General features: G+C 60.1%; 9 protein-coding genes. 5 read left to right on the forward strand and 4 right to left on the reverse strand.

The genetic code is table 11. The annotated features are described in order from the left end of the window. The first annotated feature begins 176 nt into the window (after positions 1-176). Complete coding sequence (locus tag AC1DYF_RS12180) at positions 177-848, forward strand: hypothetical protein (RefSeq protein WP_477876993.1); 672 nt, start codon at positions 177-179, stop codon at positions 846-848. Here the strand turns inward: AC1DYF_RS12180 and AC1DYF_RS12185 are convergent. Continuing rightward, positions 840-1,037 carry a hypothetical protein gene (locus AC1DYF_RS12185; RefSeq protein ID WP_477876994.1) on the reverse strand — a complete coding sequence of 66 codons (198 nt, stop codon included), beginning with the start codon at positions 1,035-1,037 and terminating at the stop codon, positions 840-842. The genes AC1DYF_RS12180 and AC1DYF_RS12185 overlap by 9 nt on opposite strands. A 447-nt stretch (positions 1,038-1,484) precedes the next feature. On the opposite strand from AC1DYF_RS12185, the gene AC1DYF_RS12190 reads away from it, so the two are divergent. Next, entirely contained in the window at positions 1,485-2,540 is a 1,056-nt protein-coding gene (locus AC1DYF_RS12190) for a SagB/ThcOx family dehydrogenase (RefSeq protein WP_477876995.1), read from the forward strand. 93 nt (positions 2,541-2,633) lie between these two features. Here AC1DYF_RS12190 and gyrA read toward each other — a convergent pair whose 3' ends face one another. Then, positions 2,634-5,414, reverse strand: a complete 2,781-nt coding sequence (gene gyrA, locus AC1DYF_RS12195) for a DNA gyrase subunit A (RefSeq protein ID WP_477877054.1) — start codon at positions 5,412-5,414, stop codon at positions 2,634-2,636. Between the two features lie 186 nt (positions 5,415-5,600). On the opposite strand from gyrA, the gene AC1DYF_RS12200 reads away from it, so the two are divergent. Further along, a complete protein-coding gene (locus tag AC1DYF_RS12200) occupies positions 5,601-6,242 on the forward strand; it encodes a MarC family protein (RefSeq protein ID WP_477876996.1) in 642 nt (213 codons plus the stop codon). Positions 6,243-6,337: 95 nt separating this feature from the next. Here the strand turns inward: AC1DYF_RS12200 and AC1DYF_RS12205 are convergent, their stop codons facing one another. Continuing rightward, positions 6,338-6,862: a single-stranded DNA-binding protein gene (locus AC1DYF_RS12205; RefSeq protein WP_477876997.1), complete on the reverse strand. Its 525-nt coding sequence runs from the start codon at positions 6,860-6,862 to the stop codon at positions 6,338-6,340. A gap of 268 nt (positions 6,863-7,130) precedes the next feature. Here AC1DYF_RS12205 and uvrA point away from each other — a divergent pair, with 268 nt between their 5' ends. Then, positions 7,131-10,052: an excinuclease ABC subunit UvrA gene (gene uvrA, locus AC1DYF_RS12210; RefSeq protein ID WP_477876998.1), complete on the forward strand. Its 2,922-nt coding sequence runs from the start codon at positions 7,131-7,133 to the stop codon at positions 10,050-10,052. A gap of 4 nt (positions 10,053-10,056) precedes the next feature. Then, complete coding sequence (locus AC1DYF_RS12215; RefSeq protein WP_477876999.1) at positions 10,057-10,437, forward strand: hypothetical protein; 381 nt, start codon at positions 10,057-10,059, stop codon at positions 10,435-10,437. A 51-nt stretch (positions 10,438-10,488) separates the two neighbouring features. Here the strand turns inward: AC1DYF_RS12215 and AC1DYF_RS12220 are convergent, their stop codons facing one another. Further along, the gene (locus AC1DYF_RS12220) at positions 10,489-11,940 is read right to left on the reverse strand and encodes an NAD(P)H-hydrate dehydratase (RefSeq protein WP_477877000.1); all 1,452 of its coding nucleotides are present in this window, start codon (positions 11,938-11,940) and stop codon (positions 10,489-10,491) included. Positions 11,941-12,107 lie beyond the last annotated feature (167 nt).

Below are 12,107 nucleotides of genomic sequence, written 5' to 3' on the forward strand. Positions count from 1 at the left end.
GGGCCGATGTTCACGCTAAAGATGAGGCGATGGGGTGAGAAAGAAGAATGTCTCTGCAATCGAATTTGGCCAGGAATCTAAGGGCACTTTGCAGCTTGCGCGGAAGCGTCAACGCAGTATGTCGGGATATGGATCTGAACCGGACGCAGTTCGATAAATACCTGACGGGCAGCACCATGCCCGAAAGCAGAACGATCCGGAGAATATGCGACTATTTTGAAATTTCCGACACGCAATTGTTTTCTGACGACACGGAACTGTTGCTTCGCGAAGTCAGGAATACCGAAGGCTCGCTGGAGAAGGCCTCCATCGACGTCATCCGGCCGCTTTGGGGCGAGCCGGCGGCGTCCATCAAACCAGGCACCTATTTCCTTTGGATATCCGTTCCGACACAGCCGGATTACATCGTCTGTGCGCCGGTCTTCCTGGAGCGCAAGAATGACGTTGTGACCTTCAGGCGGATTACGGGGACTGCCGAGCCGAAGGACCGGATCTGGTGGCACAAGGTTGGCGACCATAAAGGCATTGTGGTCGAGCGCCTGAGCTGGCTGCATCTTGTCGGCGTCAACCAGCGCGGCAATCAGGAGCCGTCTATGATCCGGCTTCGCTGGATTCCGCTGTCAAAACCGGTTCTCGGCGGGCATGCAACAATCCTGACGCCGGCAGGCATATCCTTTGCCGCCGTCTGCATGCGCCCGGCTCCTCCGGAAGTCACCTTCCGTCAGGCGCTACGCCAGTCGCGCCGCTATCATAAGGATGACGCGGTTGTCGATGAGATTACGCGAATGATCCTGGCGCAGCAGAAGCAGGAAATCATGAAGACCGTGCTCAACGATCTTTCACTTTGAAGCTTTTGCATCTGCATGGGCTTCCTCGACAGCCATGGCGATAAGGTATTCAAGCATACCGAGTTCGCTCTCACGCGCTAATCTTGCGAGACCTACCAGTTCTTCTCGAATGTATACTGCACGCTGCCTCTTCGAGGGCGGCGTAAGAAGGCCGTTTATTTTGTTGTATTTGTCTGTTGTTGCGCCCATGACTGCCTCACTTAACGCCTTGTTAGCACAATATAACTATCTTATTCCACAGTTATTATTTTGCAAGCATTTTTCGAAACCGCGTCTATTAAGTTCGAGCGCGTAATATACGCCAATAAAAATCAATAAATACGCTACAATAGCGTAATATGCTTCTGCATTTTTACTTTACTATCCGCTGGACGTGTTTTATCGAATCTGCCTGGGGGCGAAACCGATGCGCTTCCAAAAAGAGGAGAGAGACATGACCAAAACTGCAAAGCAGAAGCCGAACCTGACCGTCACCGCTGCGCCGGCCGCCACGAAGATTTTCGTGCGTCCCGGCATGCAGTTCCGGCCGGAATGACCTGAAATCCTGCCGCACGGTCCCGTGCGGCAGGATTAAGAGAGGCCTTAGCGATGCGGTTCAAGTGCTCTGCGACACTGGTTTTCATACCCGGCGACGGGGTGATCAATGCCTACAATTTTCTGACGAAATCGGTTTTCCAATGCAGCCGCGATCTTCTGGCCTTCCTGACGGATATGCAGTCGTGGCTGGACCTCAGCGAGATCGGGGCCTTGCTGCCCGACTTCGAGGAGGGCGAGCTTGCCGAAACGATCGCAAACCTCGTCGCGGTCAACGCCGTGATCGAGGAGGGATCCGTTCCGGCTCGGAATGAAGATGCCTTTGCCGGGGCCTGGGACTGGGGGCTGCCCACCGCCCTCATGCATTTCAGCGTGCAGGACAATGCGTTCATCACCGTCGATCAGGCGGAAGCCCTGCAAAGACAGAAGGCGAATTCCGTTGGGCTGATCAATCTGTTCCAGATGAACGGCGCGCATGCTCTGCCTCTGCCCGATCCACTTTCGAACAAGCCGCTGATCAGCCTGATGGCCAAGCGCCGCACGGTGCGGCAGGCCCGGCCGGATCCGATTACCCTGGAGCAGCTTTCCGATTGTCTGTTTTCCGGCTTGGGGATCACCGGATCGAGAATGAATTGCGTCGGGGAACTGCCGCTATCCATGACGCCCTCGGGCGGCGCCCGCAATCCTTTCGAAGCCTACGTCTTTGCCAGGGATGTGAGGGGCCTCCCTGCTGGCGTCTATCACTATTCCGCTCTGCAGCACTCGCTTGAGCGCGTGGCTGAGTTCGACGCCGACGTAATCACCGCCCTCATCGGCGGCCAGGAATGGGGTGATGACAAACCGTGTCTCATTCTGCTCTGCGCCATGCTTGAACGGACGATGTGGAAATATGAAGATCCGAACGCTTATCGCGTTGTGTTGATCGAAGCAGGACATATCGGCCAGAACATCATGCTGACCGCGACGGGCTACGGCCTGACAGCCTGTCCGACCGCAGCCATCGATCATGCCCGGGCGAAGGCCATCCTGGGCTTGGAACACATTACGCAAGCTCCGATCTACGCTCTGACGCTCAGCGTCCCCGCTACGGAACTGACTGTCCCCGACAGGTTTCCGTTGGCTGCTTTTGTAGCAGAATTGGCTCCAGCATCGCATTGAGTTCGGCGTGGAGATCACAAATCACGGATCGTGAAATCTCTCCACGATCCGGAAAAAGCGACGCCCGCCGCAGGGTGAGGCGGGCGGCTATGTTTATTCGGTCTGGGGAGCGCCATCGCTGGCGGTCGTCTCTTCCGACATTTCACCGCCCTCAGCCACGCCCTCCTCGTCTTCGGGCTCGCTGATCCGCTCGACCGACACCACCTTCTCGTCCGCAGCGGTGGAGAAGATGGTCACGCCCTTGGTCGCGCGGCTGGCGATGCGGATACCATTCACCGGCACGCGGATCAGCTGGCCACCATCCGACACAAGCATGATCTGGTTGGCTTCTTCGACGGGGAAGGCAGCAACGAGCTCGCCGATCTCTGCCGTCTTGGACGTGTCGGTGGCGCGGATGCCCTTGCCGCCGCGGCCGGAAATGCGGAAGTCATAGGACGAGGAGCGCTTGCCGAAACCCTTTTCCGAGACCGTGAGCACGAACTGCTCACGCTCTCTGAGGAACTGGTAGCGTTCGTCGCTGACATCGCCCTCTTCCGCGACCTCCTCGCCGACAAGCTGGATATCCTCCTCGTCGACGCCCATGGCGCGGCGCTCGGCGGCGGAGCGTTTGAGATAGGCCGCGCGCTCAGGTGCGTCCGCGTCGACATGGCCGAGGATCGTCATCGAGATCAGCCGGTCGCTCTCGGCGAGCGAAATGCCGCGCACACCGATCGAATTGCGGCCAGCGAAGACACGCACCTCGTCGACCGAGAAGCGGATCGCCTGGCCGAGCGCCGTCGTCAGCAGCACGTCATCCTGATCGGTGCAGGTCTCGACGGAGAGGATTTCGTCGCCCTCCTCCTCCAGTTTCATCGCGATCTTGCCGTTACGGTTGACTTGGATGAAGTCGGAGAGCTTGTTGCGCCGCACGGTGCCGCGCGTGGTCGAGAACATCACGTCGAGATTGGCCCAGCTGTCCTCGTCCTCCGGCAGCGGCATGATCGTGGTGATGCGCTCGCCGGGTTCGAGCGGCAGCATGTTGATCAGCGCCTTGCCGCGCGATTGCGGCGTGCCGACCGGCAGGCGCCAGACCTTTTCCTTGTAGACGATGCCGCGCGAGGAGAAGAACAGAACCGGCGTATGCGTGTTGGCGACGAACAGGCGATTGACGAAATCCTCGTCGCGCGTCGTCATCCCAGAACGGCCTTTGCCACCACGCCGCTGCGCCCGATAGGTAACGAGCGGCACGCGCTTGACATAGCCGGCATGCGAAACGGTGACCACCATGTCCTCGCGGGCAATAAGGTCCTCGTCTTCCATTTCCAGGCCGCCATCCATGATCTCGGTGCGGCGCGGCGTGCCGAACTCGTCGCGGATCGCGGCCATCTCGTCCTTGACGATGGTCATGATCCTGAGACGCGAGCTCAGGATGTCGAGATAGTCCTTGATCTCGGCGCCGATCTTGTTGAGTTCGTCGCCGATTTCGTCGCGGCCGAGAGCCGTCAGGCGCTGCAGGCGCAGGTCGAGGATGGCACGCGCCTGTTCCTCGGAGAGATTGTAGGTATTGTCGTCGTTGATCTTGTGGCGCGGATCGTCGATCAGCCGGATCAGCGCATCGACGTCATGCGCCGGCCAGCGCCGCTCCATCAACTGTTCGCGCGCCGTCTGCGGATCGGGCGCGCGGCGGATCAGGTTGATCACTTCGTCGATATTGGCGACGGCGATGGCGAGACCCACCAGGACATGGGCGCGATCTCGCACCTTGCGCAGCAGGAATTTTGTGCGCCGGCTAACCACTTCCTCGCGGAAGGAAATGAAGGCGCGCAGCATGTCGAGCAGGCTCAGCTGCTCCGGCTTGCCGCCATTGAGCGCCACCATGTTGCAGCCGAACGAGGTCTGCAGCGGTGAAAAACGGTAGAGCTGGTTGAGGATCACATCGGCATTGGCGTCCTTCTTCAGCTCGATGACGACGCGATAGCCATCGCGGTCGGATTCGTCACGCAGATCGGAAATGCCCTCGATGCGCTTTTCGCGCACGAGTTCGGCCATTTTCTCGATCATCGTCGCTTTGTTGACCTGGTACGGCACCTCGGTGATGATGATCTGTTCGCGGTCGTTGCGCATCGGTTCGATGCGCGCCTTGCCGCGCATGATCACCGAGCCGCGACCGGTCTCATAGGCCTGGCGGATGCCGGAGCGGCCGAGGATCAGCGCGCCAGTGGGAAAATCCGGTCCCGGCATGATCTCCATGATTTGCGGCAATTCCAGTTCGGGATTGTCGATCAGCGCGATGCAGGCATTGATCACTTCGCCGAGATTGTGCGGCGGGATATTCGTCGCCATGCCGACGGCGATGCCGCCGGCGCCGTTGACCAGCAGGTTGGGGAATTTCGCCGGCACCACGACCGGCTCATTTAGCGAGCCGTCATAGTTGTCGCGGAAATCCACCGTTTCCTTGTCGAGGTCGTCGAGCAGCGAATGCGCCGGCTTGGCAAGCCGGCACTCGGTGTAGCGTTCGGCCGCGGGCTTGTCGCCGTCGATCGAACCGAAATTGCCCTGGCCGTCGATCAGCGGCACGCGCAGCGACCAATCCTGCGCCATGCGCGCCAGCGCGTCATAGATCGCCAGGTTGCCGTGCGGGTGGTATTTACCCATGACATCGCCGGTGACGCGGGCGCATTTGACGTATTTCTTGTTCCAGTCAATCCCGAGTTCGTTCATGCCGTAGAGGATGCGGCGATGCACGGGCTTCAGCCCATCGCGCACATCCGGCAGCGCGCGCGACACGATCACGCTCATGGCGTAATCGAGATAGGAGCGCTGCATTTCTTCGACGATGGAGATCGGTTCGATGCCGCTTGGGCCCTTGCCGCCGGGTGGGGTAATTTCGGACAAAACGGTCACATTCTCTGCATCTGTGAATCGGTGCCGCCTTTATAGCGGAAAGCCTGCCGGAAGGCTAATTTCGAGGCAGTCTTATGAACAGGCTTTTGCCGTTTAAGCCAAGCATTTGCGGCCTTTTTACGCCCCTTGCCGGATAGCGCCCGGCCCGGTAACAATAGAGGTCAAAAAGAGGGGAAAATGGCGACCACCGCGACGCTGCTCAACGCATTTACCACGCTTCTGGTGACCACCGATCCGCCAGGCCTGGCGCCGGTCTTCCTGGCGCTGACGGCCGGGATGAACTCCGCCCAACGCCGGCAGACGGCGCTGCGCGGCACCCTGGTCGCCTTCGGCATCCTGGTTTTCTTCGCGCTCACCGGCGCCGGCGTGCTCTCGGTCCTCGGCATTTCGATGCCGGCGTTCCGGATCGCCGGCGGCTTCCTGTTGTTCTATATCGCTTTCGAAATGGTGTTTGAGAAGCGCCAGGAGCGCAAGGAAAAGAGCACTGAGATCGCGATCACCCGCGATCACATCCAGAACCTCGCCGTCTTCCCGCTAGCGATACCGCTGATTTCCGGCCCCGGCTCGATCTCCGCCGTCATTCTGCTGGCAGGCAATCTGCCCGCGCCTTTTCCGCGAGCGCAACTGATCCTTGTCATCGCCGTGATCTTTGCGCTGATCTATATCGCCTTGCTGATCGCCGACCAGATCGACCGGATATTGGGCCAGACGGGCCGCGCCATCCTGACCCGTCTCCTCGGTGTGCTGCTTTCGGCACTTGCCGTGCAATTCGTCATCGACGGCTATCGCGCGATCATGACCTATTACACCGGCCCATAGTCAGACGGGCCGTGCCGGACGTCAGTCCAAGCAGGTTCCGGAAAGGTGTCCCACGGTTTTCCGACAAGAACCTGCGACAAGACGAAAGACTCGGATCAGAACGGAATATCGTCGTCCATATCGCGCGAGAAGGACGGCGCGCTCTGCGCACCTCTGCTCTGGTTCGAGGGCGATCGCGCCGGCTGGCTCGGCCGGCTGTTGTTGTCATAGCCGGGACTGCCGGCATCATAATCGTCATAGCCGGCCTGCCCGCGACCGCCGCCTTCGCCACGGCCGTCGAGCATGGTCAGCACCGAACTGAAGCCTTGCAGCACGATTTCCGTGGAATAACGATCGTTGCCGGTTTGATCCTGCCATTTTCTGGTCTGCAATGCGCCTTCAATATAGAGCTTCGCGCCCTTCTTCACATATTGCTCGACGACCTTGCAGAGGCCCTCGTTGAACACCACAACCGTATGCCATTCGGTCTTTTCGCGCCGTTCGCCGGAATTCTTGTCGCGCCACTGCTCGGACGTGGCAATCCGGAGATTGGCGATCGGCCGGCCGTCCTGGGTGCGACGGATTTCCGGATCCGCACCGACATTGCCAATGAGAATGACCTTGTTTACACTGCCCGCCATACCAATATCCTGTCCACATAACGACGCCACACGCGCCGGGAGCCTTGAGTTCGCCGACTTTAGCCGTTTGACTGAACCAATGCGCCCCTCACTATCTCCAATCCACAGAATTTCGGGGCTTCCATTCGTTCTGTTTTTGTTCTATAGACTTCCGCGATGTTTGTCAACGGCGTCGCGATTGTGGAAAAGCGGGATTTTCGCATGATAGCGACGTTGGTTGGTGCGCGATAGCGTATAAGGACGGATCACAGGGCGTAAAGCAGAGACGATGAGCGAACTCAAGACCATTTCCATACGCGGTGCGCGCGAGCACAATCTCAAGAACATCGATCTCGATCTGCCGCGCAACAGCCTGATCGTTATGACCGGTCTGTCCGGTTCAGGCAAGTCGTCACTTGCCTTCGACACGATCTATGCCGAGGGCCAGCGGCGCTATGTCGAGAGCCTGTCGGCCTATGCGCGTCAATTCCTGGAAATGATGCAGAAGCCGGATGTCGACCAGATCGACGGCCTGTCGCCGGCGATCTCGATCGAGCAGAAGACAACGTCGCGCAATCCGCGCTCGACGGTCGGCACGGTCACCGAGATTTACGACTATATGCGCCTGCTTTTCGCCCGCGTCGGCGTGCCCTATTCGCCCGCGACCGGCCTGCCGATCGAGAGCCAGACGGTCAGCCAGATGGTCGATCGGGTGCTCGCCTTCGCCGAGGGAACCCGCCTCTATATCCTGGCGCCGCTCGTCCGCGGCCGTAAGGGCGAGTACAAGAAAGAACTCGCCGAGCTGATGAAGAAGGGCTTTCAGCGGGTCAAGGTCGACGGCCAGTTCTACGAGATCGCCGAAGCGCCGACGCTCGACAAGAAATACAAGCATGACATCGACGTGGTGGTCGACCGCATTGTCGTCCGGCCGGACATGGCTGCCCGCCTTGCCGATAGCCTCGAGACTTGCCTGCGTCTCGCCGATGGCCTGGCGATCGCTGAATTCGCCGACAAGCCGTTGCCGCCGGAAGAGACCGCAGAAGGCGGTTCGGCCAACAAGTCGCTGAACGAGACGCATGAACGGGTGATGTTCTCGGAAAAATTTGCCTGCCCGGTCTCCGGCTTCACCATACCGGAAATCGAGCCGCGGCTTTTCTCGTTCAATAATCCCTTCGGCGCCTGCCCGGCCTGCGATGGCCTGGGCTCGCAGCAGAAGATCGATCCGGATCTCATCGTGCCGGAAGCGCATCGCACCTTGCGTGACGGCGCCGTGGCACCGTGGGCAAAATCCTCCTCGCCCTACTATGCGCAGACGCTCGAAGCATTGGGCAAAGCCTATGGCTTCAAGCTCTCATCGCGCTGGAGCGACCTTTCGGCGGAAGCGCAGGATGCCGTATTGAACGGTACGGGAACACGCGAAATCACCTTCAACTATGCCGACGGCGCCCGCTCATACCAGACCACCAAGAACTTCGAAGGCATCATCCCGAACCTTGAGCGCCGTTGGAAGGAGACCGATTCCGCCTGGTCGCGCGAGGATATCGAGCGCTTCATGAGCGCCGCCCCCTGCCCGACCTGCAACGGTTTTCGTCTGAAGCCGGAGGCCTTGGCCGTCAAAATCAACAAGCTGCATATCAGCCAAGTGTCGAACATGTCGATCAAGGTGGCCGGTGCCTGGTTCGACACGTTGCCGGAGACATTCAATGCCAAGCAGAATGAGATCGCCGTCCGCATCCTCAAGGAGATCCGCGACCGGCTGAAATTTTTGAACGATGTCGGCCTCGAATATCTCAGCCTGTCGCGCAATTCCGGCACGCTTTCCGGCGGCGAAAGCCAGCGCATCCGGCTGGCGTCGCAAATCGGTTCCGGCCTCACGGGAGTGCTCTACGTGCTCGACGAGCCGTCGATCGGCCTGCATCAGCGTGATAATGCGCGGCTGCTCGAGACACTCAAGCATCTGCGCGACATCGGCAACACGGTGATCGTCGTCGAGCATGACGAGGACGCAATCATGACGGCCGACCATGTCGTCGATATCGGCCCTGCGGCCGGCATCCATGGCGGCCAAGTTATCGCCGAAGGCACGCCGGCCGACATCATGGCCAATGAGGACTCGCTGACCGGCAAATATCTCTCCGGCGAACTCGGCGTGCCCGTGCCGGACGAACGGCGCAAGCCGAAGAAGGGCAAGGAAATCAAGGTTCTTGGCGCGCGCGCCAACAATCTCAAGAATGTCACCGCCTCGATCCCGCTCGGCGTGTTCACGGCGGTGACGGGCGTTTCCGGCGGCGGCAAGTCCACCTTCCTGATCGAGACGCTCTACAAAGCTGCCGCACGCCGCATCATGGGCGCGCGCGAGAATGCGGCGGATCACGACCGGATCGACGGTTTCGAGCATATCGACAAGGTGATCGACATCGACCAGTCGCCGATCGGCCGCACGCCGCGCTCCAATCCGGCCACCTATACTGGCGCCTTCACGCCGATCCGCGACTGGTTTGCCGGCCTGCCGGAAGCCAAGACACGCGGCTACCAGCCCGGCCGTTTCTCGTTCAACGTCAAGGGCGGCCGCTGCGAGGCCTGCCAGGGCGACGGCGTCATCAAGATCGAAATGCACTTCCTGCCGGACGTCTACGTCACCTGCGATGTCTGCCACGGCAAGCGCTACAATCGCGAGACGCTGGAAGTGCAGTTCAAGGGCAAGTCGATTTCCGATGTGCTCGACATGACGGTCGAGGAAGGCTGCGATTTCTTCGCCGCCGTGCCGGCGGTGCGCGACAAGCTGATCTCGCTGCGCGAAGTCGGCCTCGGCTATATCAAGGTCGGCCAGCAGGCCAACACGCTGTCGGGCGGTGAAGCGCAGCGCGTCAAGCTCGCCAAGGAACTGTCGAAGAAATCGACCGGCCGCACGCTCTATATCCTCGACGAGCCGACCACCGGTCTGCATTTCCACGACGTGGTCAAACTCCTGGAAATGCTGCACGAACTGGTCAATCAGGGCAATTCCGTAGTGGTCATCGAGCACAATCTCGAAGTCATAAAGACCGCCGACTGGATCATCGACTTTGGCCCCGAGGGTGGTGACGGCGGCGGCGAGATCATCGCCGAAGGCACGCCGGAGCAGGTGATCAAGGAGAAGCGCTCCTATACCGGCCAGTTCCTGAAGGAGCTTCTGGAGCGGCGGCCGATCAGGAAGGTGGCGGCGGAGTAGGCCCTTGGCGGCATTCGTCTTTCGGTTTTATTCACTCCAACCGCGGGACATATTCGTCATGGTCGGCGAACGATGGCAGGTCGCGCTTGTGAGGCGGAATGCCTGGAAAATCGGCGGGAGCGACATCTGGTATTCGACTGTCGCTTTCGACGAGCAGGAAGCAGCGGACGAGTTTAAGGAATGGCTCAGTTGCAACAGCCGGAAGGCCGATATTCGTGGCTATCTCGGAGAAGCAACTGGTGGCACGTATCGTGGTGTGGTCCTGCATGACCCGGCACAGCGAACCAACGTGGTGAGCGATCTCCTCTATCTCGCGAGATGCAGGTATTACAAGACGATCCGCTTCGGTGTGCTGCTATTTAAGCGGGCGTTCGGACGTTCTTAGCTGCAGATTCCGACAATTGGAGATGGGTTGGATAGACTCACACGGCTCGCCTTACACGGCGAGATGATCCACGAGGGTCTCCGCCGTCAGCCCCTTACCCGCCCTGTTGCCCGCTTCTCCATGATGCCAGACGGCAGCACAGGCCGCCTCGAACGCCGGGTAACCTTGGGCCAGCAGCGCACCGCAGATGCCCGCCAGAACATCGCCGGAACCAGCCGTTGCGAGCCAGGGTGGTGCATTGTTATTGATCGCGGCACGACCATCCGGTGCAGCGATGACGGTGTCCGCGCCCTTGAGGATGATGATGGCATGAGAGCGCTCGGCGGCGCGCTTTGCCTTGTCGACCTTCGAAAGAGCCTCGTCTCTGGCAATGTCGGGAAAGAGACGGACAAACTCGCCTTCATGCGGTGGCAGTATGAGATGCGGTTCGCCGGCGAAATAGGCTTCGAATAGTTTCTCCGGGCAATCTCTAAATGAACTGATGCCATCGGCATCGAGCACCAGCTTGCGATCCCGGAGTGCCAGCGCAAAGTCTCTCGCCTTGTCGCCGATGCCAAAACCGGGGCCAAGCACGAAGGCGCTGAGACGGGAATCGCTGAGCCAGTCCTTAAGGACGGCAATGTCGTCGATCTCCTTCAGCATCACGGCGGTCAGATGCGTGGCATTGACGGCCATCGCTTCGGTCGGGCTGGCCAGCGTCACCAGCCCCGCCCCGGCTTTCAGACCGGACGCGGCAGACAGCCGGGCGGCGCCGGTATGACTTGCCGAACCGGAAAACACGACCAATGCGCCATGCGAATATTTGTGTCCGCCGCTGTCTTTTGGCTTGGCGTATTGCTCCCAGATGTGCGGCCCATTGATATCGGTCGCGCTTGCATGCTCAGCGACCAAGCGGGCCGGGACGCCGATATCGGCGATTTCGATCCGGCCGCAATGTTCCCTGCCCGGCAGCAGCAACTGGCCGGGCTTGAGCGCCATGAACGTGACCGTGACATCGGCGTGGAACGCGCCGCCGCGAACCCTGCCGTCGCGGCCGTCGATGCCGCTCGGCATATCGATCGCCAGCACCGGCAAAGCCGCATCGCGGAGACGATCGATCAATGACACGAGATCGTCGGACAGATCGCGTGCCAGCCCCGCACCGAAAAGCCCGTCCACAATGACATCGCCCGGAGTGGGATCGTATATCGCCAGCGGTTGTGGAGTGATCCTGCAGTCTAGCAGCGCCCGCCGTGCGTCTTCCGTTGCGGGCGGGCTCGAAACCAGTTGGTAGAGAGCAATCTCCGCACCGCTGTCCTCCAATAGCCCGGCGGCCACATAGCCGTCGCCGCCATTGTTGCCAGGCCCGGCTAGCACGACGAAACGCTTTGCGCCAGGCCATTGCTTGAGCGCTGTCGCCGCGACGGCGTGTCCGGCGGCGCGCATCAGCTGATAGCCGGGGATTCCGGAGGCGATGGTGGCAGCATCGATCTTCGCCACAGCCTCGGGTTCGATCAGGCGCAAGAGTGCCTCCATTGCACAAAATAATGGCAAGACGGGCGGGGGCTGAGAGGGTGGCAACGGCCCGTCCGTAAGGCTCGCCTGTCCAAGTGGCCGCAGTGCAAGTCAAATATTAGGCAAATGCTCAATTATTGATCTCATGTAGCCATTGAGATGTGTCGACCCCTTGC

The organism is Rhizobium sp. P2_G9, assembly GCF_056403475.1.

Bases quoted from the DNA above. Each gene is read 5' to 3' on its own strand.
- AC1DYF_RS12180 (WP_477876993.1), top strand. From the start codon at position 177: ATGCCCGAAAGCAGAACGATCCGGAGAATATGCGACTATTTTGAAATT.
- AC1DYF_RS12185 (WP_477876994.1), bottom strand. From the start codon at position 1,037: ATGGGCGCAACAACAGACAAATACAACAAAATAAACGGCCTTCTTACG.
- AC1DYF_RS12200 (WP_477876996.1), top strand. From the start codon at position 5,601: ATGGCGACCACCGCGACGCTGCTCAACGCATTTACCACGCTTCTGGTG.
- AC1DYF_RS12205 (WP_477876997.1), bottom strand. From the start codon at position 6,862: ATGGCGGGCAGTGTAAACAAGGTCATTCTCATTGGCAATGTCGGTGCG.
- uvrA (WP_477876998.1), top strand. From the start codon at position 7,131: ATGAGCGAACTCAAGACCATTTCCATACGCGGTGCGCGCGAGCACAAT.